Source organism: Streptomyces sp. NPDC104307 (assembly GCF_055584045.1).
On record NZ_JBVJMU010000008.1, the window covers coordinates 143363 to 167467 of the forward strand.

Sequence of the window (24105 nt, forward strand, 5' to 3'; positions counted from 1 at the left end):
GCTCCGGCGGCTACCACTGCTCGTTCAGGCCCTGGCTCTGGCCCGGGTTCTGGCTCTGGCCCGCACCGAGGCCGCGGGCCGGCCCCTGACAGCCCTGGGCCGCCGCGATACCCAGCGCCACCAGCAGCGTCACCACGACGAAGACCACGAGCCGCTGCCGCAGCAGCCGGGGATTGGCCGGACGCCGTCCTGTCGAGGTCGAACGCGTCCCGGGCCGGGTGCCCTGCCTGCCCTTCGTCCCGTTCGCGCCCTGCGACCGCTTCCCGGAACCCGTCGTGCCGCGCGGCTGACGCTCCGGGCGCGAACCCCCGGTGCGCGGCGAGGAGGGACGCGGCGGCGCGCTCTGCCGGCTCTGCGGGCGCGACAACGGGGCGGGGCCGGGTGCGCGGCGGGTCTGCTGCTCGGTGTACGGGCCGTCGAGCCGGCCGGTCGGCCGGTCCGCCTCCTGGGCGGAGCGCTGGGCCGGGGGCCGGCTCTCGTGCAGCCCCTGCGCCTCCCGCGCGGCGATCTCCTTGAGCCGCATGGAGAGTTGGAGCGTGCTCGGCCGCTCCTCCGGGTCCTTCGCCAGACAGGCGCTCACCAGCGGGGCGAGCGCGTCGTGGACGTCGTACAACTGCGGTTCCTCGTGCACCACGCGGTAGAGCATCACCTCGGAACTGCCGTGCCCGAACGGTGAATCGGCCATCGCCGCGTACGCCAGCGTGGCGCCGAGCGAGAAGACGTCCGTCGCCGGCGTCACTGCCGCGCCCCGCACCTGCTCGGGAGCGAGGAAGCCGGGCGATCCGACCGCCGTACCGACATGCGTGAGGGTGGAGGCGCCGGTCGACCAGGCGATCCCGAAGTCGATGATCCGCGGGCCCTTGGGGGAGAGGAGGATGTTCGACGGCTTGAGGTCACGGTGGACGACCCCCGCCTCGTGCACGGCCACCAGACCCTCGGAGAGCGCCGCCCCGATCGAAGCCACCTCCGCGGCCGACAGGGGGCCCTCCTCGGCCACCTTGTCGTGCAGCGAGGGCCCCGGGACGTACTGCGTGGCGAACCACGGGCGCTCCGCCTCCAGATCGGCGGCCACCAGCCGGGCCGTACAGCCGCCGCGGATCCGCCGGGCGGCGGACACCTCGCGGGCGAACCGCGAGCGGAACTCCTGGTCCTCCGCCAGGTCCGGGCGGATCACCTTCAGCGCCACCCGCTGGCCGCGCCGGTCGGAACCGAGGTAGACGACACCCATGCCGCCCGCCCCGAGCCGCCGGTGAAGCCTGAACGAACCGACGACACGCGGGTCCTCGCGCCGGAGCCGCATCATCGCCATGTCTGCCCATCCCCGCTGCCTGGTCCGCCTGACGAGGCACAGCTTACGTACCCGCCGCCCGGGGTGCTCAGAGGCCGCGCCCTCGCCGCCGAATCGATTGTCAGTGCCGGGTGCCAGAATTGAGGAGTGGTCAGGGAGCCGCAGATCCAGGCTCCCCGGCCCGTGCGAGATCTCAAAGGTCCGTCGCAGAAGGGGGATTGGATCAGTGAAGGGCGATCGAGTCGAGATAGTCGTGGACGCCGGGGACACGACCCGTACCTACGAAGTAGTGGCCTCCAGAGCGGGTCGCCGGGTGGAGACAGCGGTCCGTCGGGGGGTGGTCGAAGTGAGTGAAGTCACCAGGAACGGATCAGTGGTGCGCACCGCCCGCTTCATGGCGACCAGGGTGCTGGCCCTGGTCGAACAACCGGTACCCAGGGAGGACGCTTCCGAGCGTCCCCTCGGGGATGACCCCAAGGTCCGCCGGGCCGGTCTCCACCCAGGGGAGTAGCCGACCACCGCCGGCTCATCCTCCGGGAGGCCCGGCATTCGGTACGCGGGCATGACGCCGCCCGTCGGCCGAATCCCTAATGTTGAAGTTGTGCGGCGGGCGTCGCACTCGTCCCCCGAGGCCAAACGCCCGCCGCTCCACATCAGGTCAGGAGAGGAACCATGGCGGACACGGCAGCGCGGACCATGATCCGCACGCAGGGACGTAAGGCGTACGCCTCGTTCGGCAGCCGTCCGTCGTCCGGCAAGCGCCACCCGCTGGTGGCGACGGCCATGGTTCTTCCTCTGGCGGCCCTGCTCGTAGTCGTCTTCGGCGGCTGGGACGCGGTGGTCACACAGGCGTCGTCCGTGGGCGTGATGCTGGGGCGCTGAGCGGCGCCCCGGGTCCGGAAGAGCGGTTCGGACCGGGACATCCGGCCAACAACCCCGTGGGGACGGGGGTGCGGCGGACGGCAGCGTTTGTCCGGTCAGCTGGGGAGCTGACCGGACATCGCGCTGTCCGGGGTCCTTGAGGGGCCGCCGTCTTCGAGCCACCGGGCTCTTCACATGGGGCGGAGCCCGGAGAGTGACCGGTGCGGGCGGCCCGCGTACGCTCCTCGGCGGGTGCGGCGCCGGCCGGGCCCGCAGATCCTGCGCCACCGGGGGAGACCGTGACCACCGCAGTCGTACGTGCGCTGGGCGCCCTCGCCCACGACGCGGCCCACGCCCACAGCCCCGCCCCGGCCGGCTGCGACTGCCCGCCGCCCCTCGTGCTGGCAGACCGGGCGGACGGCACCGTGGTCCGCAGCGGCGCGGTCGTCGCCAAGGCCCACGCTCCCGGAACGGACACCGCCGACCTGGCCGCCCGCCTCCGGCTGTCGGCCCTCCCCGCCCTGGCGGACGTCCTGCTCGCGCCCCTTCCCGTGCCCGCACGGCCGCCGGCAGCCCCCGTGACGGCCGCAGAGCGTCCCGCCCGGCCGTCGCCGTACCTCACCGAGCTGCACGGCCGCCCGGTCACCCTGTGGCCCTACGGAGAGCCCGTGGACCCGGGTGACCCGGACGCGGCACCGTGGGAGGAGGCCGCCGCGCTCCTGGCCCGACTCCACAGCACCCCGCTTCCGGCTCACGGTCTTCCGGCTCACGGTCTTCCGGCTCCCGGCATCGCGCCTCCGGCTCCCGGTGTCGCGGTTCCCGCGCTCCCGGTCATGCGGGGGCCCGCGAAGGCGGCGCTCGCCGTGGACCGGATGCGGGCGGCGCGTCCCGGTGACCCGTCCACCGGGCCGGTGCTCGCGGCCTGGCAGCGGCTGCCCGGCTGGGCGCGTGCCGAGACCCCCGCCCCCTCGGACCGCGCCCGCTTCCTCTGCCACGGCGATCTGCACCTGGGCCAGCTCGTCCGGTATCCCGCCCCGCGCGGCCGCTGGCTGATGATCGACGTCGACGACGCGGGCATCGGTGACGCCGCCTGGGACCTGGCCAGGCCCGCCGCCTGGTACGCGGCCGGGCTGCTGCCGCCCGAGGTCTGGTTCCGTTTCCTGGGCGCCTACCGGGCTGCCGGCGGGCCCGCGCTGCCCCCGGACGGCGACCCCTGGCCGGAGTTGGACGTCGCCGCCCGCGCCCTGACCGTTCAGACCGCCGCACTGGCCCTCGCCAAGTCGGCGGCGGAGGGCCGGGATCCGGATGAGGTGGAACAGATGATGATCGGGAGCTGTGCCCGAATTGCTACTCTCCCACCCGAGTTGGCCACCGGAAACGCGTCGTAGGGTGAACCGACCGTCGGCGGGCACGCATTCCGGCGACGGCTAACCGACGGCGAGGAGTGAGCCCGAACATGCAGTGTCCCAAGTGCCACGCACCGATGCACACGTACAACCGCAACGGCATTCAGATCGAGCAGTGCAGCGGCTGCCGGGGGATATTCCTGGACTACGGCGAGCTGGAGTCCCTGACCCGCATGGAAGCGCAGTGGACGCAGCAGGCTCCGCCCCCGCCGCCCGCACCGCAGGCCTACCCGGCCGCCCCCGCACCCGCCTGGGGCGCTCCGCACCAGCAGCACCACGGCGGCGGCCACCACGGTCACTACCGGCAGAAGAGCTTCGGCCGGATGCTCTTCTCGTCCTGACCCGGTTCGCCCCGCGTCGTGGCCCGGACAGCATCCGGCCGGGCCACGACACGGCCGCGTACGACAACGACGAAGCCCCGGTCGTCGAGACGACCGGGGCTTCGGGCTGTGCGCGATACTGGGATTGAACCAGTGACCTCTTCCGTGTCAGGGAAGCGCTCTCCCGCTGAGCTAATCGCGCAGGGTGACCCTGCGTGTACTGCGTGCGCGATACTGGGATTGAACCAGTGACCTCTTCCGTGTCAGGGAAGCGCTCTCCCGCTGAGCTAATCGCGCGGGGGTCCTCGCGGACCGGTGGACGATACTGGGATTGAACCAGTGACCCCTTCCGTGTCAGGGAAGTGCTCTCCCGCTGAGCTAATCGTCCTTGGAGGTGGAGACGGGATTTGAACCCGTGTAGACGGCTTTGCAGGCCGTTGCCTCGCCTCTCGGCCACTCCACCAGGGATGGGGGTTCGGGAAAGATCCCCCACCTTCTGCGAGCGGACGACCAGGTTCGAACTGGCGACCTCAACCTTGGCAAGGTTGCGCTCTACCAACTGAGCTACGTCCGCTTGTCGGTTCCGGTTCACTTGCGCGTCCCGGCGACGTGATGAACTCTAGCGGATTCCGGGGCCAGTACAAAAACGCGTTTGTGCAGCGTGCTGAGGTGCACTCGCCCCGGCGCAGGTCACCGCGGGCCGTCCTAGACTCACCGACGTGCACGACCTTGCCCCAATGGCCCGCTTCGGCGGCCTCGTCGCCTCCGATCTGCGGGATGTGACCAGCGACCCAGCAGCCCTCGACTCGTCCGGGTTCTGGGCCGTTTCCGCCGATTTCGAGGGACGGCTCACCTGCGCCCGCTTCGCCACCGTACGCACCGCCGCCGTGCCCGCCCCGGTGCCGGGCGGCTGGCACGGGCCCGCCGCCGGTGACTGGAACTCGTCGCTGGACCGCGCCGCGTACATCGCCGCCGTGCGCCGGATCCGCGCGTACATCGCGGCGGGCGAGGTCTATCAGGCCAACCTCTGCCGGGTGATGACGGCCCGGCTGCCGGACCCGTCCGCGGCCGACGTGGACGCCCTCACCGCGTTGCTGGCGCGCGGCAACCCCGCCCCGTACGCGGGAACGATCCGGCTGCCCGCGCACGGCGTGGAGATCGCGACCGCCTCCCCCGAACTGTTCCTCCGCAGGGACGGCCGCACCGTGGAGTCCGGACCGATCAAGGGCACCGGCCGCACGGAGGACGATCTGCTGGAGAAGGACCACGCGGAGAACGTGATGATCGTCGATCTGGTCCGCAACGACCTCGGACGGGTCTGCGCCACCGGATCGGTCACCGTTCCCGATCTGTGCGCGGTCGAGAAGCACCCGGGCCTCGTCCACCTGGTCTCCACGGTGCGCGGACTGCTGGCGGAGGGGACCGGCTGGCCGGAGATCCTCGACGCGGCCTTCCCGCCCGGTTCGGTCACCGGCGCCCCGAAGGCCAGTGCGCTGAGGATCATCGGCGAGCTGGAGACCGCCCCGCGCGGCCCGTACTGCGGTGGCATCGGCTGGGTGGACGCCGACCGCGCCACCGCCTCGCTCGCCGTGGGCATCCGCACCTTCTGGACCGACCGCACCGGGGCCGCCCCCGTCCTGCGCTTCGGCACCGGCGCCGGCATCACCTGGGGGTCGGATCCGGAACGGGAATGGGACGAGACCGAACTCAAGGCGTCCAGGCTGCTCGCGGTAGCGTCGGGCGCATACGAAGCAACCGGAAGGACCGCACCATGAGGATCTGGGTCAACGGCGAACTGCGCGACGCCGATGACGCACGGGTGTCCGTGCTCGACCACGGGCTCACCGTGGGCGACGGCATCTTCGAGACGGTCAGGACGACCGGCGGCAAGCCCTTCGCACTCACCCGGCACCTCGACAGGCTGGCCCGCTCCGCCCGCGGACTCGGCCTGCCGGCGCCCGACCAGGACGAGGTGCGCCGGGCCTGCGCCGCCGTCATCGAGGCCAACCCCGCCGCCCTCGGCCGGCTCCGGATCACGTACACCGGAGGCATCTCGCCGCTCGGCTCCGACCGGGGTACCGCCGGACCCGGTCTGGTCGTCGCGCTCGGGGAGGTGAAGCGCCGCCCGGACACCACGGCGGTCATCACCGTCCCCTGGACGCGCAACGAACGCGGCGCGCTCACCGGGCTCAAGACCACCTCGTACGCCGAGAACGTCGTCGCGCTCGCCCGCGCCCACGAGCGCGGCGCCACAGAGGCGCTCTTCGCCAACACCGTCGGACAGCTCTGCGAGGGCACCGGCTCCAATGTCTTCGTCGTCCTCGACGGGCAGGTGCACACCCCGCCGGTCGCCTCGGGCTGCCTGGCCGGGATCACCCGGGCCCTGGCGGTGGAGTGGACAGGGGCGCAGGAGACCGAACTGCCCTTCGACGTACTGGAACGGGCCGAGGAGGTCTTCCTCACCTCCACGCTCCGCGACATCCAGGCCGTCCACCGGGTCGACGGCAGGGAGCTGCCCGGAGCTCCCGGTCCGGTGACCGCCAAGGCCATGAGCGTCTTCGACGAGCGGGCCGGCGAGGACCTGGACCCGTAGCCGGTGTCCGGGGACACGTCGTCGGGGCGCGTGAACGGGCGCTCGTAAAAGCGGATGACGACGTCGCGTCAGGGGGATAGAAATCCCGAGATGACCACGACACTGCGGCCCTCCGGGCCGATACACGAAGGCGCCGACGGCGCACGGGACCGCGCGTACGACGTGTGCGACAACGGGCGCCCCGTCGGCGCCGTCGAGATCGCCGTCGAGCCGGGTTCGGCCGGCGGGGCGGGCGTGCTGCGATCCCTGCGGATCGACGAACCCGTCCGCAGACGTGGCCGCGGGACCATCGCCGCGCTGGCGGCCGAGGAGGTGCTGCGCGGCTGGGGCTGCGTTCAGGTGCGTACGGATGTCGGCGCCGCCGACGTCCCGGCGCGGCGGCTCACCGCCGCACTCGGGTACACCGAGCGCGGCAGGAACATGATCAAGTCACTGCCACCGGTTCCTCCGGCCCTGCCGGACGGGCTGACCGCACGCCCGATGTCGCCCGACGAGTTCGCCCGGTGGGAGGGCAGTGCGATCGCGGGGTACGCCGAAAGCCTGGTCACCCGGGGAATCCCGGCGGAGGCCGCGTTGCCGGCCGCCCGCGCCTCCCACGCCGGGCACCTTCCGGACGGCCTGGCGACCGAGGGCGCCCACCTGCACCTCCTGATCCACGAGAGCGGGACCGTGGGGCACGTCTGGGTGGCCCGGTTCGAGATGCACCCGGGCGTGCTCGTCGGCTACGTGTTCGACGTGGAGGTGCACGAGGAGTTCCGGGGCAGGGGGTACGGGCGGGCGCTGATGACCGAGGCGGAGCGGATCGCGCTGGCGGCGGGCCACGACCGACTGGGCCTGCACGTGGTCACGGCCAACATCCCGGCGGTCCGGCTGTACGAGTCGCTGGGTTACGAGCCGACCCGGTACAACCTGGCCAAGCAGTTGTAGCCCCGCGCCGGACCTCTGAGGCCTCTGCTGGTTCCGCTGGCTCCTCGCGGGGTCCGGAAGGCTTCCGTGGGTTCCGGTGGCTCCTCGCGGCGTCCGGAGGCTCCCGCCGGGGCGTGCGAGGAGCCCCCGGAGGGCTCAGCTCTGTCCGGAGAGCAGCCGGTCGGCGATCTCCTCGATCCGCTCGCGCAGACCCTCCTGGCTCTTGCCGCCGTCCAGCCGCTCTCCGCCGATCACATAGGTCGGGGTGCCGGTGACCCCGATCGCCTTGCCCTCCGCCTGGTCGGCGTCGACGATCAGCAGGTGCCGGCCGTCGATCAGGGCGGTGTCGAACTCCTCCGCGTCCAGTCCGAGTTCCTCCGCCACCTCGATCAGCAGCGGCTCGCCGGTCCGGCCGAGCTCCGCGGTGCGGGCGAGGACCGCCTCGATGTACGGCCAGTCCCTGCCCTGCGCCGCGGCCTCCTCCGCGGCCTGTGCGGCGGCGTAGGCGTGCTTGTGCTTCTCCAGCGGGAAGTGCCGCAGCCGCACCTCGATCCGGTCGCCGTACCGGGCCCGCAGGGCGTGCACATCGGTGAGGGCGTGGTGGCAGTCGGGGCACTGGAGCTCGCACCAGATGTCGAGAACGACCGGCGCTGCGGGGGTGGAGTCACTCATGGGACCAGTCTCCCAGGGTGCGGGGGCGAGTCCCGACCGGCATCCGGGCAGGTACCGGCGCGTACGGCCCCGGTTGTCCGTCCGCACGGCACCTGCGGAGGATCCCGGCCCTGATATGTCCCTGAAGTGGGCTCCGGGCGTGGCCCCGGGCCCATGGACAGGTGCAGGATGGAAGGGACGTTTCCCCTGCGCCTGGAGGCACCGATGCTTGCCGAGACCATTTGTTCCGCGGCGTCCGCGGCGGGCCTGGGCATCGCCGCCGTCACCGCGTACCGGAAGCGCTTCCTCGCGGCGACCAGGATCGCGGCCTACTCCCTGGTCCCGGTCGGTCTGGTGCTGACCGGTGTCGTCGAGTGGGTCACGGACATCGCCTTCAATCCGAGCGTCTGGCTGGGCTTCGGCCTGCTGGGCGTGGCCTGGCTGCTGTTCATCACGACCCGCGCGGTCGAACGGCGCACGGGCGGCACCCGCAAGGAACGCAAGGCCGCCGCCCGTGCCGCGCGGGACGGCGCGGTGGAGCCGGCCGCCTCGGCGCCGTCGCTGGGGGCCGGCTCCCCTGCGGCCCAGCCGCAGCAGCGGGAGAGGCCGAAGAAGCAGGCCGCGGCGAGCGGATCGGGCGACGACTTCAGCGACATCGAGGCGATCCTGAAGAAGCACGGCATCTGAGGGGCGCCGGGTTCGCCCCCGACTGGTGCCCGGAGACCGGCACTCGGTGCTCCGTACCGTCTGAATCGATTCACGCATGATCCTTGACGGTGTTCGCGGATCAGGGCTAGCGTCCCGACCGGATTGAATCAATTCACTCACGCCGTCCGTACGATGGGGTGACGCCGCTGGACCAGCGCGGCCAAGGGCACCAGTGGGGCAGGACACAAGTGGCGCGTGTGGCAGGGATCAAGGATGTGGCCCGGCAGGCCGGGGTCTCCGTGGGCACGGTCTCCAATGTGATCAACCGGCCGGAGACCGTACTCCCGGAGACCCGGGCGCGGGTGCTCGCGGCCATCGCGGACCTCGGCTACGTCCGCAGCGAGTCCGCCCGCCAGCTCAGGGCGGGACGCAGCCGGATCATGGCCCTCCTCGTCCTGGACATGGGCAACCCCTTCTTCGTCGACATCGCCCGTGGGGCCGAGCGCGCCGCCCGGCGGGCAGGCCTCGGCGTGATGGTCTGCAACAGCGGCCAGAGCTCCGCGGAAGAGGCCGAATACCTCGGCCTCTTCGCGGAACAGCGGGTCTGCGGCGTCCTGGTCACACCGGCCGACGCGACCGGCCGCAACCTCGAATCCTTCAGCCGCCACCGGATTCCCTACGTCCTGGTGGACCGGGTCGCACCCGGCACCGGGACCTGCGCCGTCTCCGTCGACGACGTGCGGGGCGGCGCCCTGGCCGTCGGGCACCTGATCTCCGCCGGGCACCGCTCGGTGGCCTACGTCAGCGGACCGGGCGACCTGCACCAGATCAGGGACCGCCGCACCGGCGCGCTGTCCGCCCTGGCCGAGGCCGGACTGGAGCCCGAGGCCCTGGTGGAGATCCCCTCCGACCGGCTCGACGTGGCGGCGGGACGCGACGCCGGAGCCCGGCTGCTCGGCCTGGTGCCGCGCCCCACCGCCGTGTTCTGCGCCAACGACCTGCTCGCCCTCGGCGTGCTGCAGGCCCTCTACGCGGCCGGTGTACGGGTCCCGCAGGACATCGCCATCGTCGGATACGACGACATCGAGTTCGCCGCCGCCGCTGCCGTGCCGCTCACCTCGGTCCGCCAGCCCGCCGTAGTGATGGGCCGGATGGCCGCCGAACTCCTGCTGGAGGAGGCGGACGACGACGGCCGCCACGAGCACCGCAGCGTGGTGCTCCAGCCGGAACTCGTCGTACGCGCGTCGAGCTCCACCCCGCGCTGAGCCCCCCCGCGCGGCCCGTCGCGCGCGGTGCTGTTTCCTTGATCCGTTCACTCGTGCCAGTCACCTGTGCGCCACACCTGTGCCGTTTTCCTCAGCCTGCCCGAAACGGAGACGCCGTGCCCCTGTTCGACCTGCCCCTGGACCAACTCCGCTCCTACCGCCCGGAGGTCGCTGAACCCGACGACTTCGACGCCTTCTGGCGGCGCACCCTCGAAGAGGCGGCCGCCCATCCGCTGGACGCGGAATTCACCGTGTACGACGCGGCGTTGAGCAACGTCGTGTCCCACGACGTGTCGTTCGCCGGCTGGGGCGGCCACCGCATACGCGCCTGGCTGAACGTGCCCGCCGGTGCCGAGGGCCCGCTCCCCACCGTCGTCCACTACCTGGGGTACGGCAGCGGGCGCGGGCTGCCGCACGACCACCTGGTCTGGCCCGCCGCCGGATGGGCCACCCTGCTCGTGGACACCCGGGGCCAGGGCGCCGTCAGCAACAGAGCGCCGGGCTCCACCGCGGACCCGCACGGCGGCGGCAACCCGCAGTCGCCCGGCTTCATGACCCGGGGCATCCTCGCCCCCGACGAGTACTACTACCGCCGGGTGTTCACCGACGCGGTGCGCGCCGTGGAGGTGGCCCGTGCCCACCCGGCCGTCGACGCGGACCGGATCGTCGTGCACGGCGGCAGCCAGGGCGGCGGCATCGCGCAGGCGGTGGCGGGGCTCAGCCCCCACGTCAAGGCGGCCCTCATCGACGTACCGTTCCTGACGCACTACCGGCGCGCCGTGGAGCTCACGGACCGGGACCCGTACCAGGAGATCGTCCGCTTCCTGTCCGCCCAGAACGGCTTCTCCGAGCAGGTGTTCCGGACCCTCTCGTACTTCGACGGCGTCAGCTTCGCCGCTCGGGCGACGGTGCCCGCGCTGTACTCGGTGGCGCTGATGGACGCCGTCTGCCCGCCGTCCACCGTCTTCGCCGCCTACAACCACTGGGCCGGCCCCAAGCAGATCGAGGTCTACCCCTGGAACGGTCATGAGGGCGGCGGCTCGCCCCACCAGGCGGTGCAGCTGCGGATGCTGCGGGACCTGGACTGACGGCGACGCGGCGGGGGAGTGCGGGGCGGTCCCGAATATGTGATGGGGGATCGGACGCCGGAGCGATTTCGGCCACCACGTGAGGGGTGAACTGCCGTCATAAAGACGAGTGTTGATCGCCAACGGGGCCGGCCTGCGTCATGATCGTCCCGAGATGGTGGACACCTCCCGGGGCGACGCCCCCGCACCCCCCGCCGAAGAGCCGCGTGGCTGCCTCTTCGCGCTTTCCCAGCCCCCTCTGATGATCTTCCTCACGGTGGTCGGGGGCCTGCTGCTGATGGCTGCGTTGCACGATCTCTTAGTGCTGTGAGGGGTCAGTCGGCCGCCTCCCGGCGGCGCGCCCGGTACGCGGCGACGTGCAAGCGGTTACCGCAGGTGCGGCTGGAGCAGTAGCGACGGGAACGGTTGCGGGAGAGGTCGACGAAGGCGTGCCGGCAGTCCGGCGCCTCGCAGCGCCGCAGCCGCTCCGTCTCGCCCGCCACGATGATGAACGCGAGGGCCATCCCGCAGTCGGCGGCCAGGTGGTCGGCGATCGAGGCGTCCGGCGCGAAGTAGTGCACGTGCCAGTCGTAGCCGTCGTGGTCGCTGAGCTGCGGCGTGGTGCCCGCGGCGGCGACCAGGGAGTTGACGAGCGAGGCGGCGGTCCGGGCGTCCGGCGCGGCGAAGACCGCCGCGAACCGGGCCCGTACGTCGTGCACGGCCCGCAGGTCCTTCTCGTCGAGCTCGGTCACCCCGCTCATCCGGTGGCGGGCGGCGAACGCGTGGAGCGCGGGGATGCCGGCGAGCCCGTCGGCCGGCGCTCCCTCCTGCGGCTGCGCGCTCTCGGGCGCGGTGTTCACCAGAGCGACCACCGTGTCGAGGGCGATCCGGGTGTCGTGTGGGATCAGCACGCATTCGCTCCCTGGCCTCCGGCGGGCGGGGCGCCCACCGATGCCGGATGACTCTACTGGCACGGCAGCGGTGCGCGGGGGCGTGTGCACGCGGACCGGCGCCGTCACCACGGTGGATTCCGTGGTGACGGCGCCGGTTTCCGCCGTATGAGGTTGTCCGCGCGACGCCGTCTCCCCGAGTCGGACGGCGTCGTGCAGTTCTCGGCCTGGCTCAGCTTTCCGCCAGGATGTGTGAGAGCTCCGTATCGAGATCGAAGTGACGATGCTCGGTACCCGGCGGGACCGCGGCGTCGGTCCTCTTCAGGAACGACTCCAGGGCCCGTGCCGGGGCCTCCAGCAGCGCTTCGCCCTCTGGGGAGCTCAGTGCGATACAGACGACGCCCTGGCCGTGACTACGGGATGGCCAGACGCGGACGTCTCCGGTGCCGGTGGGCCTGTGCAGCCCCTCGGCAAGGAGGTCGCGGGCGAAAACCCACTCGACCGTTTCCTCCGCTCCGGTGTGGAAGGTGGCGTGCACGGCATACGGATCGGCCGTGTCATACCGCAGGCCCGCGGGTACAGGCAGTGAGGACTCGCTCGACACAACGAGGCGCAGGTGCAGCTCGCAGCTGACCGTGGTGTTCATAAGCGCCAGGGCCTTTCGCTCAGTGTGCGCTCGGGGATTCGCACGTCGGCGAAATCGACATGCCACCTACGGTGGCGTTGTAAACCCCTCTGACCGTTTTGTGATCCTTCAGGTAGCTCGTACAGCGGTGTGTAACTTTGGGTTATGCGGCCATTCCAGTGACGGGAGCCGTTCCGGTAGGTTGGCCCCCATGAATGCGGAGAGTGACGAGCGGGACGGGGTCGTCGCAGCGGCGGATCCGGCGCCCGCGACGGGGGACGTGGCTGGAAATGTGGCGGGGGACGCCACGCGGGATGCGACGGAGGAGGGTCCGGAGCTCGGCTCCAGGGCGCCCGGGTTCATCAAGGCGTCCAGGGCGCTGCACCTGAGCTGGCAGGTCGGAGTGTTCCTGGTCGGCCTCGCCGTGGTGGTGGCGGGCATCATCATGCTGCCGCTGCCCGGCCCCGGCTGGCTGGTGATCTTCGGCGGCATGGCGATCTGGGCGACCGAGTTCGTCTGGGCCCAGCTGGTGCTGCGCTGGACGCGGCGGAAGGTCACGGAGGCCGCCAAGCGGGCCCTCGATCCCAAGGTCCGGCGGCGGAACATCGCGCTCACCGTGATCGGCCTGGTGATCGTCGCGGTGCTGGTGGGGGTCTATGTGTGGAAGTTCGGAATCGTCATGCCGTGGAAGATCCACGAGTGACCCGGAGCTGGTCGGGGGACGCCGCTGACATGGGGTAATGTTTGGCCTGCGCCCGGGGCGATTAGCTCAGTGGGAGAGCGCTTCGTTCACACCGAAGAGGTCACTGGTTCGAACCCAGTATCGCCCACCCCGGACCGATAGCCCGGAAGCTTCCTGAAGCTTCCGGGCCATCGGCGTTTTCGCATGCGCTGTTCAGCTATCTCGCCGCCTCACCGCCTCGCCGCCGGTGCGGGAGCCGCCGCGCTACGTCGAAGCCGCGTCATCGGCGGCACGGGCCGACTGACGTGCGCCTGGCTGTGCCTCTTCCTCGGCGGCGTCGAGTGCGGGCGCGAGTACGGCGAGTGCGGAGCGGAGCGGCTCTGCCAGTGAGCCGGACGGCACGACGAGCCCACCGGCCGCGAGGGGTGCCGCCGGAGGCCGGAGCCACTCCCGCAGTGCGATCCGGACAGCGGCGGCCACGCTCGCCGCGAGCACGCGGGCGGTGGGCGTGCCGGTCCCGCCGAGGCGCCGGCCGATCGCGGTGGCGAGGGGGTGTTCGATCGCCGCGGTGGTGTCGAGGAAGGTGTCGCGCAGCGCGGGGCTGGCGATGATCAGCAGCAGCTCGTCGCGGTCACGTGGTTCGGTGTACTGCTCCAGGACCGCTTCGGTCAGGACGTCTGCGAGGCGGGCGTGGGCGGGCGCGGCCGCCACCGCCGCGACGACTCGCGATTCCCGTTCGGCGGTGACGGCGGCGACGATCGCCTGTTCGCGACTGGAGAAGTAGTTGTTGTAGGTCCTCGGTGAGACCCCGGCCGCCTTCGCGATGTCGTCGACGCGGACGTTGCCGGGCCCATGCGCGAGCGCCAGCCGCAGTGCCGCCTCACGCAACGCCACCCGGGTGGCCTGCTTCTTCTGCTCACGCAGTCCGTTCTGCCCTGCTGTCACCCCCGCACTATCCCAGTCGAGGTGCGTGCGCGCAAACTTGCGCGCACGCAATATTTGCTTCTACGCTCAAGCCCCGACCGAGAGGACAGAGACATGCGGGCCAAAGGCATCTGTTACGACACCGGCTTCATCCGCAACGGCGGCAGCTCCCGGGAGTGCTTCGACCCCGACCTGGTCAAGAAGGAGCTGACCGTCATCCGCGACGATCTCCACTGCACCGCGGTCCACCTCACCGGCGGTGACCCGGATCGCCTGGACCTCGCCGCCGGCCTCGCCGCCGAACTCGGCCTGGAGATCTGGTTTTCGCCGTATCCGCTGGACCTGACGGCCGATGAGATCCTCACGCTGTTCGCCGACTGCGCGGAGCGGGCCGAGCGACTCCGGTCGCAGGGAGCCGAGGTCGTGTTCGTCACAGGCGCTGAGCTGAGCGTCATGAACCACGGCTTCCTCGAAGGCGGCAGCACCGAAGAGCGGATCGGCTGGCTCCTGGGTGACCCGGCCCTGAGGCCCGAGCGATTCGCCGTGGTCGGCACCCGCCTCAACGCCTTCCTCCGTGAAGCCGTGGCGCTGGTCCGCGAGCGCTTCCACGGCAAGGTCACGTACGCCGCCATCCAGTTCGAAGCCGTCGACTGGGACCTGTTCGACTTCACGACCTTCGAACTCATCCGGTCCGCGGAGGTGGCAGACCGGTTCCGGGACGCCGTGCGCAGCCTGGTCGCACAGCCCAAACCGGTCGCCATCACCGGCTTCGGCACCGCCACCTGGCGCGGCGCGGGCGACGTCGCACCCCGCAGCATGGAGATCCTCGAAACCGACGAAGCCACCGGCGCTCCGCTCCGGCTGAACGGGGAGTACGAGCGGGACGAAGCCGGCCAAGCGGCCTACCTGAGCGAGCTGCTGGAGATCTTCGACAGCGAGGGTGTCGACAGCGCCTTCGTGTTCCTCTTCGCTCTCTACAGCCTGCCGCACCGGCCTGACGGCGATCCCCGCGACGACCTCGACCTCGCCAGCCTCGGCATCGTCAAGATCCTCGAAGGCCGCCACGGCGATACGTATCCGGATCTGCCCTGGGAGCCCAAGGCAGCCTTCGCCGCGGTTGCCGACCACTACCGCGGCGGCTGACCCCCGCCGGATCGGGAACTCGGGCCCGGTTCTCCGGATCCCCGTCCACGGCCGGTTCGCACCCCGCGGTCACCTCACCGCATCCGGCCCAGGGCGTTCCGCAGCCGCCTGGCATCGCGCAGCCGCTTCTCGTACGTCGCCCCGACCGCCAGCAGCACCACCCCGGCCAGCGCCGGAGCGACCCAGCGCGGCAGTGCGCCGGCCACCTGCACCACGTACGGCGCGAGCTCGTGCACGGCGTCCAGCGCCAGCGCCGCACCGCCCAGCACCAGCAGCGCCTGGAGCCGCCACCGCGCCCCCGCCAGCGTGATCACCAGGGCCGCCGCGCCGAGCAGCAGCGGCCGCAGCCAGTGCGGATCGGCCCAGGCGGCGACGAGTGAAGGCACCAGCGTCGCCGCCAGGCCCGCCCCGTACGCCGTCCACGACGACGCGGCCGGGTCTCGGCGGCGGCGCAGCACGCCGATCACCAGCGCCGCGACGGTCACCGGCAGGGTGTACGCCTCGGGGGAGGACACCCCGGACGCGGACAGCCGGACCCAGGCGGCCGCCAGGAACAGCGCCGTCGCCAGATACCCGGCCACCGGCCGCCGCTCCGGACGCAACGCCGTGCCCGCCGCCAGCACCGCGCACAGGGACAGCACCAGAGCGAGGGACGGCAGATCGCCCGCAGCCATGACGACGGCCGGTACCGCCGCCGCACCGCCGGCCAGCTCCACCGGAAACGCGACCGCGTGCGCCTTCAGCCGGGCGCCCAGCAGCACGGTCAGCGCGGGGACCACCAGCACCAGCGGAGCCGCCCGGTGCGCGGCCAGCCCCAGCGAGGCGCCGCCCGCGACCGTCAGCACCACGGCGCAGCCCACCGCCGCGCACGCCGCCACCGCCCGCACGGCCGCCACCACCCGGCCCTGCCGCGGGCTCCCTGCCACGTGAGCGTCCAGCGCGACCGCCGCAGCCGCGCCCAGCACCAGCAGCGCTCCGAACACCGCATAGGTCGCCGGCTCGGAGGCGAGCGAGAGCAGCGCCACGTCCACCGCACCCACCGCCCCGCACACCGAAGCCGTCAGCGCCACGCCCGTCGCCCCGCGCCGCAGACCGCCCACCGCCACCGCGAACACGCCCACGATCAGGAGCAGTTGTACGGCGACAGCCACCGCGTACGAGACGTCGAGTGCCGCGGGCAGCACGGTGATCCCCGCCCAGCCGAGCACCGGAGCCACGGCCCCGACCGCACCCCGCGCCGAGGGGCCGGGGGAGAGTACGGGCCCGGCCCACCGCCGCACGGCCTCCCACCACCGGTACGCCGCCGCGAGCGCCCCGGCCACCACGAGCAGGACGACGGGGGCCGCGCCCATCTCCGTCCATGGCAGCCCCGTCGCACCCACCGCACCCCGGGCACCGCCCCGTGGCGCACCGGCCCACACCCGGCCCAGCCGCGACACCGGACCCACCAGCGACACCGCGACCGGCGGCAGCGAGAACAGCACGGAGCCCGCCGTGACCGCCCCGCACGCCCACACCAACCCCTGCCCGGCCGGACGCCCCAGCGGAGCCCGTACACCCGCCAACAGCGCCCCGCCGCACAGCAGATACACCGGCATCACCCAGCCACCGGGCACCCCCGGGGCCACCACGGAGCCGACGGCCGCCACCGCCGCCAGACCGGCCACCACACCACCGGCCACCGCGGCCGCCACCGGCGCCCGGCGGGCCCCGGACAGCGCGATCGCCGCCCCCGCCAGCAGCAGAGTCCCCGGCAGCACCGCGCCTGACGGCGCATCGGCCGCCAGCGACTTCCCCAGCGCGATCAGCAGTCCCGTGCCACCGGTCGCGCAGAGCGCGGCGCAGGCCGTCACCCGTACCGCTACTCCCTTGCCCCACACGGCGATCGCGCAGTCCAGCGCCGCCGTCGCCAGCAGCGCGGCGGAGAACACCAGGGCGTCCGCCCGCTCCGCGCACGCCCACAGCAGCAACGGCAACTGCGCGCAGAGCACCGAGGCGGGCAACGGCAGCCGCAGCCGCCCGAGCAGCAGTCCGTACCCCGCCCACAGTGCGGACAGCACCGCGGAAGCGGTCGCGGCGAAGGCGAGACCGCCCGTCCCCGGCGCGGCCAGCTCGTGCAGCGCGAAGGCGTCCAGCACCATCAGCACCGACGCGAGGGCGGCGAGCGCCTCTGCCGTCGAGGACAGTCCCCGGCGCAGCAGCGCCGCCGGGGCGGCCAGCGCCGCGAGCGTCAGGGTCGCCAGCACCGCCGTGCGGCCGCTGATCCCCATCTGACCCCAGCTGACCAGGGTGAACGCGATCGCCGCGACCGTCAGCAGCAGTCCGCCGAGGGTGAGCAGCACGTTCTGCGCACCCCCGGTGCGGACCGCGGCGGACGGCCGGACCGGCGCCGGGAACGGCGCCGCGAACGCGGGCGCGGGAGGCGCGGTCATCGGGCCGGGCGCTCGCAGGGCGTTCAGCAGCCAGGCGCGGCGGTGCAGCAGTTGGGACCGGCGCAGGTCCAGCCCGGCGAGCTCACGGTCGAGGAGCGCCAATTCCTCGGTGGGCGGCGGCAGATGTTCCATGAACGCGAGTGTGGTGGCGGTCAAGCGAGGGGGCATGCGCACGGATACTCAGTTCCCGGGCTGAGTATGCGCATCCTGGACGCATGGACTGGAGTCACTACCGATTTGTCACCGTCTGGGACCTCGCTGCCCCGACCGGCGCCGTCTACCGGCTGCTGGAACAGGTGGAGCAGTACCCGCGATGGTGGCCGCAGGTCCGCCAGGTCACCTCCGCCGACGACACCTCCGGCACCACCCGGATCCGCTCACTGCTCCCGTACGACCTGGTCATCACGGTCCGCGAACGACGGCGCGATCCGCACGCCGGGGTCCTCGAAGTGGCCATCACCGGCGATCTCGAAGGCTGGGCCCGCTGGACCGTCACCCCGCACGGCGCCGGGAGCCGGGCCACGTACGAGCAGGAGGTCGAGGTGCGCAAGCGGCTGCTGCGGGTGCTCGCGGTGCCGGGGCGCCCGCTGTTCCGGGCCAATCACGCCCTGATGATGCGGGCCGGACGCCGGGGGTTCGCGGCACGGCTGGAAGCGGTTTGAACCACACCCGCAGGGCCCTGTATGGTTCAACCCGTTCCCGGGCGATTAGCTCAGTGGGAGAGCGCTTCGTTCACACCGAAGAGGTCACTGGTTCGAACCCAGTATCGCCCACCCCGGGAGAGGCCGGTCCGTCAGCAGCACCGACGGACCGGCCTCTGCGTGTCCGCGACCGGTCCGCTCACGCGGCCGTGCGCAACTCCGGACGCAATGGCCACGCCGGGTCCACCGTCTCCGGCGTGCCGCTCCTGGCGAACCAGGCCTGCAGTCCGCGCGCCTGGGCCGCGTGCCACGCGGCCTGGAGCGTGTGCAGCTCCGCCGGGGTCAGCCGCTCCAGCCGGCCGGCGAACCGCCGCCCGACCGCCCGGACCAGCTCCAGCGACGCCGCCGCGTCGGCCGCCGCGTCATGCGCGCCGTCCAGCACCACCCCGTACAGCTCGCACAGATCCGTGAGCGTGCGCCGGCCCTTGCGGTAGCGGTCCAGGTGCTTGTCGAGCACCCGGGGATCCAGCACGCACAACGACGCGTTCTCCAGATACCCGGCCAGCGACGACGCCCGGTGCCGCCTCAGCTCCCGGTCCAGCAGCGTCAGGTCGAACGGGGCGTTCATCACCACCAGCGGCCGCCCCGCCGCACTCTGCTCGGCCAGCGCCCTCGCTATCTCCTCCACCACCGGCGCGGGCCACCGCCCGTTGCGCTGGAGGTGGTCATCGGTCAGCCCGTGGACCTCCGTCGCCCCCGCGGGCACCGGCACCCCCGGATTCACCAGCCAGCGGGTGACGCGCATATGCCCGCCGGCGCTGTCCTGGACGACGAGGGCGGCCGACACGATCCGGTCCCCCTCCACGTCCACTCCCGTCGTCTCGGTGTCAAAAGCGGCCAGTGGCCCCTCGTACCAATGAGTCATCCCCGAACTCCTCGCGCCCGAGCGGCAGATGGCGTGATTCCCCTGCCCGGTTCGGTGATACCCGCGCCCTTTGCCTGATACGCCGTTTGCGGCCCGTCCTCTGCGGTGACAACACATGTGAAGGGGGCTGTGGTTGGCGGAACCTCCGCGTCCCCGATCCCATTGGCACGGCCCGGAAGGCATACGGAGCCATGGCACTCGCGCAGCCCGAACCGAGTGGGCTGCTGCCCCGGCGGATCGCACCGCTGCGCGGCACACTCGCCACCACCGCCTGCATGGAGACCCTCCAGGTGGGCTACCTGCACGCGGTCGCGGCCGCGGCGGGGTGCTCCCTGTCGCAGCCCTTCCCCGACAACGGCATCGACTGGCACGTCAGCCACGGCGCCCCCGGTCACCTCGTCGACGACGAGGTGACCATCAAGGTCCAGCTGAAATGCACCTATCAGATACCGGCCCGCCCGCCCGGCGCGACGTTCGCCTTCACGCTCGACAACGCACACCTCGTGAAGCTCGCCCGGACACCCGTCTCCGTGCACAAGATCCTGGTTGTGATGATCGTCCCCCGCAGCCAGGACGACTGGCTGCGGGCCGGACCCGACCGCCTCGACCTGCGGCACTGCTGTTACTGGACCAACCTGGCCGGCCATCCGGTGACCGGCCGGCACCGGACCACCGTGCGGATCCCGACCTCGCGCGTCTTCGACGACCGGGCGCTCTGCGAGATCATGACCCGTGTCGGGGCAGGAGGGAGACCCTGATGCACCGGCCGATGGACGAGCCCGCCGACGGAGCCATCCCGTCAGCCGTACGACCCCACCCCGACGAACCACCCGGACTCCGGCCCGGCGGCCCCGCAGAGGCCACCGGAACCCTGCCCGACCCCGCCCGGGTGGACCCCGCGGTGCTCGCCGCGCTGCTCGCCCGGCACGGCTGGCGGCGGCGCGGCGGGGCCGCCGGACGCTACAGCCGCTGGACCCCGCCCGGAGCTTCCGCCGCTGCCGGTGGCGCCACCAGCCTGCTCGTACCCGGCACCGGCGCCTTTCCGGACAGTGAGGACCTGCTGGGCGAGGCGCTGACCGCGCTGGCCCGCAGCGCGGCCCCCTCCGCCCGCGACATCCTGGTGTCCCTCGCCGTTCCCAGCGACGAGATCCGCTGGTGGCGCGAGGCCCCCGAACCCGCCGCCGGCGTCGGAGCGGCCAGCTGGACCGGGGCGGAGCGGCTGCACGGCGCGGCCCGGCAGATCCTGCTCGCCGGCGCCCTCGCGGTCCGTGGCCGGGCCGGCTACCACGGGGCCCGGCATCGGCGCCGCGCCCTCGCGGCCCTCGACGGTGTCCTGATCGGGCCCGCGCCCGGCGGCCGCGACCTCACCGCGTTCGTCCCCGTCGAGACGGGCAGGCCCGTCGCCGTACGGCTCCACCACGCCCTGCACGCCACCCGGGAGGCCGTGGACTACCAACGGGCCACCGGCGGCATGGACGCGTTCGACAGCGCCGTCGCGGCGGGCGTCAGCCGTGAGCTGACCGAGGCCGTCGTCGCGCTCGTCCGTGGCTCCGAGGGTGCCGGGATCGCGCTGGAATGGGCGCCCGCCGCGGGCACCCCCGACGGCTGCCCGGCGCGTCCGGAGCCGGTGGAGTTCTCCCCGGGCGATCTGCCCGCACTGCGCCGGGCGGGCGCCCGCTACCTCCGCGACGAGCCCGCGGTGCCGGTACGGATCACCGGGGCGGTCGTCCGCATGCGCCGCTCGGGGCCGCGCGGCGCCGGAATCGTACGGCTGCGGGTGCTGGCGGGCGCCGAGGTGCCGCACGTGCGGCTGGAGCTGGACGAGGAGGCGTACCGGATCGCGGGCCACGCCCACCTGGTGGGACTGCCGGTACGGGTGGAGGGACGGCTGGAGAGCCGGGGCGGATTCCGACGGCTGACCAGGACCTCACAGGTGGTTCCGGTTCAGGTCGACGACGCTGAGCGGGACCGGCTGATGAAGTCGCTCCAGGAGAACGTCGACCATTTCGAGGAGGCGTGCACGGGGGAGTAGCGGGGCGGACGCGGCCCATTTCGCTATGGGGGCCGTCGGCTCGGTACGATTCCCATTGCGTCCGCCATGGGAATGCGGCGCACCCCCTGAGTCAGGAGAGACCGGTGTCAGACGTCCGTGTGACCATCCAACGCGATTCCGAGCGGGAAGAGCGCGTGGTGACGACGGGCACTACGGCAGCCGAGCTCTTCCCCGGCGAGCGCACCGTCGTCGCCGCCCGCATCGCCGGTGAACTGAAGGACCTCGCGTACGAGCTCAAGGACGGCGAGAGTGTCGAGCCCGTCCTGATCTCGTCCGAGGACGGCCTCAACATCCTCCGGCACTCCACCGCGCACGTCATGGCACAGGCCGTGCAGGAGCTGCACCCCGAGGCCAAGCTCGGCATCGGCCCGCCGGTCAAGGACGGCTTCTACTACGACTTCGACGTCGAGAAGCCGTTCACGCCCGAGGACCTCAAGGCCATCGAGAAGCGGATGCAGGAGATCCAGAAGCGGGGACAGAAGTTCTCCCGCCGGGTCGTGACGGACGAGGCCGCCCGCGAGGAGCTCGCCGACGAGCCGTACAAGCTGGAGCTCATCGGCATCAAGGGCTCCGCCTCCACGGACGACGGCGCGGACGTCGAGGTGGGCGGCGGCGAGCTGACCATCTACGACAACCTCGACCCGAAGACCGGGGACCTCTGCTGGAAGGACCTCTGCCGGGGCCCGCACCTGCCGACCACCCGGTTCATCCCGGCGTTCAAGCTGATGCGCAACGCGGCCGCGTACTGGCGGGGCAGTGAGCGCAATCCCATGCTCCAGCGCATCTACGGCACCGCCTGGCCCACCAAGGACGAGCTGAAGGCGCACCTGGAGTTCCTGGAGGAGGCCGCCAAGCGCGACCACCGCAAGCTCGGCAACGAACTGGACCTCTTCTCCTTCCCCGACGAGATCGGTCCCGGCCTCGCCGTCTTCCACCCCAAGGGTGGCGTCGTCCGCCGGGCCATGGAGGACTACTCGCGCCGCCGCCACGAGGAGGAGGGCTACGAGTTCGTCTACTCGCCGCACGCCACCAAGGGCAAGCTCTTCGAGAAGTCCGGCCACCTGGACTGGTACGCCGACGGCATGTACCCGCCCATGCAGCTCGACGACGGGGTGGACTACTACCTCAAGCCGATGAACTGCCCGATGCACAACCTGATCTTCGACGCGCGCGGCCGCTCGTACCGTGAACTGCCGCTGCGCCTCTTCGAGTTCGGCACGGTGTACCGGTACGAGAAGTCGGGCGTCGTGCACGGCCTGACCCGCTCGCGCGGCTTCACGCAGGACGACGCGCACATCTACTGCACCCGTGAGCAGATGGCCGAGGAGCTGGACCGGACGCTCACCTTCGTCCTGAACCTGCTCCGCGACTACGGACTGACCGACTTCTACCTGGAGCTGTCCACCAAGGATCCGGAGAAGTTCGTCGGCTCGGACGAGGCCTGGGAAGAGGCCACGGCGACGCTGCAGCAGGTCGCGGAGAAGCAGGGCCTGCCGCTGGTCCCGGACCCGGGCGGCGCCGCGTTCTACGGCCCGAAGATCTCCGTGCAGTGCAAGGACGCCATCGGCCGCACCTGGCAGATGTCGACCGTGCAGCTCGACTTCAACCTGCCGGAGCGCTTCGACCTGGAGTACACCGGCCCCGACGGCACCAAGCAGCGCCCGGTGATGATCCACCGTGCCCTGTTCGGCTCCATCGAGCGCTTCTTCGCGGTGCTCCTTGAGCACTACGCGGGTGCCTTCCCGGTGTGGCTGGCGCCCGTCCAGGCGGTCGGCATCCCGATCGGCGACGCGCACATCCCGTACCTCCAGGAGTTCGCCGCCAAGGCCCGTAAGCAGGGGCTGCGGGTCGACGTGGACGCCTCTTCGGACCGGATGCAGAAGAAGATCCGCAACCAGCAGAAGGCCAAGGTGCCCTTCATGATCATCGCGGGCGACGAGGACATGGCCAACGGCGCCGTCTCCTTCCGCTACCGCGACGGTTCGCAGGAGAACGGCATCCCCGTCGAGGACGCCATCGCCAAGATCGCGAAGGCCGTCGAGGACCGCGTCCAGGTCTGACCGGCCGGAGAAAGGGGCCCCCGGTGAGCTATCCGCTCGCCGGGGGCCCTTCCTCGTCCTCCCGCCGGAACGACTGGATCAGCCACGACGAGAACGAACCCGTGACCGCACCCAGCAGGGCCAGTCCGCAGGCCATCAGGCCCGCCGCCACGACCCGGCCGGTCGGCGTGACCGGTGCGGCGTCCCCGTACCCCACCGTCGTGAGCGTGGCGCACGCCCACCACACCGCGTCGCCGAAGGTCCGGATCGAGGCGCCCGGCGCGTCGCGTTCCACCCGGTAGACGGCGAGTGACGCGGAGAAGCCCAGCAGCACTGACGTCAGGCCCGCATACGTCATCACGCGCGCGTACAGACCGAGCCTGGGTTCGTCGTGACGCTGCTGGACGGCCGAGTAGACCTTCACCATGCGCAGCGGCCGCAGCAGCGGCAGCAGGAGCACGAGCGTGTCGAGCCAGCGCACCCGGACGAACCGGTGGCCGAGGCCGCTCAGCCGGACGCGCACGGCGTAGTCGACGGCGAAGATCAGCCAGGTGGTGTCCACCAGGATCAGGGAGATGTCGTGCCACGGCTGGGCGTCGTGCGGGGCGAGGACGCGGACCGCGTAGCCGAGCAGGAACAGCAGTGACGCGGCGAAGAGCGGTACCTCGGTGCGCTGCTCCCACCTGGTCAGGGCGGGCGGGGTCCGGGCCCGGGTGCGGTCGCTCATCGGCCAAGCATCGCGGTGC

Annotated in this window: 25 protein-coding genes and 7 tRNA genes; 19 read left to right on the top strand and 13 right to left on the bottom strand. The window is 72.1% G+C overall.

Annotated elements, in window-relative coordinates:
• Positions 1 to 10 precede the first annotated feature (10 nt).
• Positions 11 to 1309, bottom strand: a complete 1299-nt coding sequence (locus tag ACZ601_RS21730; protein ID WP_469540351.1) for a serine/threonine-protein kinase — start codon at positions 1307 to 1309, stop codon at positions 11 to 13.
• A gap of 205 nt (positions 1310 to 1514) precedes the next feature.
• Between ACZ601_RS21730 and ACZ601_RS21735 the strand changes: the two genes are divergently transcribed.
• From ACZ601_RS21735 to ACZ601_RS21750, 4 genes are all read left to right on the top strand, one after another.
• Positions 1515 to 1799, top strand: a complete 285-nt coding sequence (locus ACZ601_RS21735; RefSeq protein ID WP_371774192.1) for a hypothetical protein — start codon at positions 1515 to 1517, stop codon at positions 1797 to 1799.
• 161 nt (positions 1800 to 1960) lie between these two features.
• Positions 1961 to 2170 (top strand): hypothetical protein, encoded by a 210-nt coding sequence (locus ACZ601_RS21740; RefSeq protein WP_073737491.1) that lies wholly within the window; start codon positions 1961 to 1963, stop codon positions 2168 to 2170.
• Between the two features lie 278 nt (positions 2171 to 2448).
• Positions 2449 to 3537 carry a phosphotransferase family protein gene (locus ACZ601_RS21745; RefSeq protein WP_469540354.1) on the top strand — a complete coding sequence of 363 codons (1089 nt, stop codon included), beginning with the start codon at positions 2449 to 2451 and terminating at the stop codon, positions 3535 to 3537.
• Between the two features lie 68 nt (positions 3538 to 3605).
• Entirely contained in the window at positions 3606 to 3896 is a 291-nt protein-coding gene (locus ACZ601_RS21750; RefSeq protein ID WP_469540356.1) for a TFIIB-type zinc ribbon-containing protein, read from the top strand.
• A gap of 109 nt (positions 3897 to 4005) precedes the next feature.
• Here the strand turns inward: ACZ601_RS21750 and ACZ601_RS21755 are convergent.
• From ACZ601_RS21755 to ACZ601_RS21775, 5 genes are all read right to left on the bottom strand, one after another.
• Positions 4006 to 4077, bottom strand: a tRNA-Val gene (locus tag ACZ601_RS21755).
• Positions 4078 to 4100: 23 nt separating this feature from the next.
• Positions 4101 to 4172, bottom strand: a tRNA-Val gene (locus ACZ601_RS21760).
• 19 nt (positions 4173 to 4191) lie between these two features.
• Positions 4192 to 4263, bottom strand: a tRNA-Val gene (locus ACZ601_RS21765).
• Position 4264: 1 nt separating this feature from the next.
• A tRNA-Cys gene (locus ACZ601_RS21770) sits at positions 4265 to 4338 on the bottom strand.
• Between the two features lie 38 nt (positions 4339 to 4376).
• A tRNA-Gly gene (locus ACZ601_RS21775) sits at positions 4377 to 4449 on the bottom strand.
• A gap of 163 nt (positions 4450 to 4612) precedes the next feature.
• On the opposite strand from ACZ601_RS21775, the gene ACZ601_RS21780 reads away from it, so the two are divergent.
• The 3 genes from ACZ601_RS21780 (at position 4613) to ACZ601_RS21790 (ending at position 7395) form a co-directional block, all read left to right on the top strand.
• Entirely contained in the window at positions 4613 to 5650 is a 1038-nt protein-coding gene (locus ACZ601_RS21780; protein WP_469540666.1) for a chorismate-binding protein, read from the top strand.
• Positions 5647 to 6468 (top strand): aminotransferase class IV, encoded by an 822-nt coding sequence (locus tag ACZ601_RS21785; protein ID WP_469540358.1) that lies wholly within the window; start codon positions 5647 to 5649, stop codon positions 6466 to 6468. Before ACZ601_RS21780 ends, ACZ601_RS21785 begins: the two co-directional genes overlap by 4 nt.
• A 90-nt stretch (positions 6469 to 6558) precedes the next feature.
• Positions 6559 to 7395 (top strand): GNAT family N-acetyltransferase, encoded by an 837-nt coding sequence (locus ACZ601_RS21790; protein WP_469540360.1) that lies wholly within the window; start codon positions 6559 to 6561, stop codon positions 7393 to 7395.
• A gap of 135 nt (positions 7396 to 7530) precedes the next feature.
• Here the strand turns inward: ACZ601_RS21790 and ACZ601_RS21795 are convergent, their stop codons facing one another.
• Positions 7531 to 8046, bottom strand: coding sequence for a DsbA family protein (locus ACZ601_RS21795; RefSeq protein WP_469540362.1), 516 nt, complete (start codon positions 8044 to 8046; stop codon positions 7531 to 7533).
• A 204-nt stretch (positions 8047 to 8250) separates the two neighbouring features.
• On the opposite strand from ACZ601_RS21795, the gene ACZ601_RS21800 reads away from it, so the two are divergent.
• The 4 genes from ACZ601_RS21800 (at position 8251) to ACZ601_RS21815 (ending at position 11336) form a co-directional block, all read left to right on the top strand.
• A complete protein-coding gene (locus ACZ601_RS21800; protein WP_469540365.1) occupies positions 8251 to 8712 on the top strand; it encodes a hypothetical protein in 462 nt (153 codons plus the stop codon).
• A 209-nt stretch (positions 8713 to 8921) separates the two neighbouring features.
• The gene (locus tag ACZ601_RS21805) at positions 8922 to 9938 is read left to right on the top strand and encodes a LacI family DNA-binding transcriptional regulator (RefSeq protein WP_440575803.1); all 1017 of its coding nucleotides are present in this window, start codon (positions 8922 to 8924) and stop codon (positions 9936 to 9938) included.
• A gap of 116 nt (positions 9939 to 10054) precedes the next feature.
• Complete coding sequence (locus ACZ601_RS21810) at positions 10055 to 11026, top strand: acetylxylan esterase (protein ID WP_469540368.1); 972 nt, start codon at positions 10055 to 10057, stop codon at positions 11024 to 11026.
• Between the two features lie 112 nt (positions 11027 to 11138).
• A complete protein-coding gene (locus ACZ601_RS21815; RefSeq protein ID WP_469540677.1) occupies positions 11139 to 11336 on the top strand; it encodes a hypothetical protein in 198 nt (65 codons plus the stop codon).
• Between the two features lie 4 nt (positions 11337 to 11340).
• Here the strand turns inward: ACZ601_RS21815 and ACZ601_RS21820 are convergent, their stop codons facing one another.
• Together ACZ601_RS21820 and ACZ601_RS21825 are read right to left on the bottom strand one after the other, a co-directional pair.
• Positions 11341 to 11916, bottom strand: a complete 576-nt coding sequence (locus ACZ601_RS21820) for a CGNR zinc finger domain-containing protein (protein ID WP_440575801.1) — start codon at positions 11914 to 11916, stop codon at positions 11341 to 11343.
• Between the two features lie 211 nt (positions 11917 to 12127).
• The gene (locus ACZ601_RS21825) at positions 12128 to 12541 is read right to left on the bottom strand and encodes an SsgA family sporulation/cell division regulator (RefSeq protein WP_003959770.1); all 414 of its coding nucleotides are present in this window, start codon (positions 12539 to 12541) and stop codon (positions 12128 to 12130) included.
• Between the two features lie 190 nt (positions 12542 to 12731).
• On the opposite strand from ACZ601_RS21825, the gene ACZ601_RS21830 reads away from it, so the two are divergent.
• Together ACZ601_RS21830 and ACZ601_RS21835 are read left to right on the top strand one after the other, a co-directional pair.
• Positions 12732 to 13223 carry a TIGR02611 family protein gene (locus tag ACZ601_RS21830; protein ID WP_469540372.1) on the top strand — a complete coding sequence of 164 codons (492 nt, stop codon included), beginning with the start codon at positions 12732 to 12734 and terminating at the stop codon, positions 13221 to 13223.
• A 55-nt stretch (positions 13224 to 13278) separates the two neighbouring features.
• Positions 13279 to 13350 (top strand) — tRNA-Val (locus ACZ601_RS21835).
• 116 nt (positions 13351 to 13466) lie between these two features.
• On the opposite strand, the gene ACZ601_RS21840 is transcribed toward ACZ601_RS21835, so the two are convergent.
• Positions 13467 to 14147: a TetR/AcrR family transcriptional regulator gene (locus ACZ601_RS21840; protein ID WP_469540375.1), complete on the bottom strand. Its 681-nt coding sequence runs from the start codon at positions 14145 to 14147 to the stop codon at positions 13467 to 13469.
• A gap of 93 nt (positions 14148 to 14240) precedes the next feature.
• Between ACZ601_RS21840 and ACZ601_RS21845 the strand changes: the two genes are divergently transcribed.
• Positions 14241 to 15269, top strand: coding sequence for a hypothetical protein (locus ACZ601_RS21845; RefSeq protein ID WP_469540378.1), 1029 nt, complete (start codon positions 14241 to 14243; stop codon positions 15267 to 15269).
• A gap of 74 nt (positions 15270 to 15343) precedes the next feature.
• On the opposite strand, the gene ACZ601_RS21850 is transcribed toward ACZ601_RS21845, so the two are convergent.
• Positions 15344 to 17833, bottom strand: a complete 2490-nt coding sequence (locus tag ACZ601_RS21850; protein ID WP_469540381.1) for an SCO7613 C-terminal domain-containing membrane protein — start codon at positions 17831 to 17833, stop codon at positions 15344 to 15346.
• 83 nt (positions 17834 to 17916) lie between these two features.
• Between ACZ601_RS21850 and ACZ601_RS21855 the strand changes: the two genes are divergently transcribed.
• Together ACZ601_RS21855 and ACZ601_RS21860 are read left to right on the top strand one after the other, a co-directional pair.
• Positions 17917 to 18363, top strand: coding sequence for an SRPBCC family protein (locus ACZ601_RS21855; protein ID WP_440575797.1), 447 nt, complete (start codon positions 17917 to 17919; stop codon positions 18361 to 18363).
• Positions 18364 to 18402: 39 nt separating this feature from the next.
• Positions 18403 to 18474: transfer RNA gene (locus tag ACZ601_RS21860), tRNA-Val, on the top strand.
• A gap of 67 nt (positions 18475 to 18541) precedes the next feature.
• On the opposite strand, the gene ACZ601_RS21865 is transcribed toward ACZ601_RS21860, so the two are convergent.
• Positions 18542 to 19267, bottom strand: coding sequence for an exonuclease domain-containing protein (locus tag ACZ601_RS21865; protein ID WP_469540383.1), 726 nt, complete (start codon positions 19265 to 19267; stop codon positions 18542 to 18544).
• A 191-nt stretch (positions 19268 to 19458) separates the two neighbouring features.
• Between ACZ601_RS21865 and ACZ601_RS21870 the strand changes: the two genes are divergently transcribed.
• The 3 genes from ACZ601_RS21870 to thrS all read left to right on the top strand — a co-directional run bounded on the left by ACZ601_RS21870 (position 19459) and on the right by thrS (position 23380).
• On the top strand, positions 19459 to 20025 hold the full coding sequence (locus ACZ601_RS21870) for a DUF4365 domain-containing protein (protein ID WP_390091521.1): 567 nt from the start codon (positions 19459 to 19461) through the stop codon (positions 20023 to 20025).
• On the top strand, positions 20025 to 21299 hold the full coding sequence (locus tag ACZ601_RS21875) for a hypothetical protein (protein WP_469540386.1): 1275 nt from the start codon (positions 20025 to 20027) through the stop codon (positions 21297 to 21299). The genes ACZ601_RS21870 and ACZ601_RS21875 overlap by 1 nt, the downstream gene beginning before the upstream one ends.
• Positions 21300 to 21403: 104 nt before the next feature.
• Positions 21404 to 23380 carry a threonine--tRNA ligase gene (thrS, locus tag ACZ601_RS21880; protein WP_469540389.1) on the top strand — a complete coding sequence of 659 codons (1977 nt, stop codon included), beginning with the start codon at positions 21404 to 21406 and terminating at the stop codon, positions 23378 to 23380.
• Positions 23381 to 23408: 28 nt separating this feature from the next.
• On the opposite strand, the gene ACZ601_RS21885 is transcribed toward thrS, so the two are convergent.
• Positions 23409 to 24086, bottom strand: a complete 678-nt coding sequence (locus ACZ601_RS21885) for a potassium channel family protein (protein WP_469540391.1) — start codon at positions 24084 to 24086, stop codon at positions 23409 to 23411.
• Between the last annotated feature and the right edge of the window lie 19 nt (positions 24087 to 24105).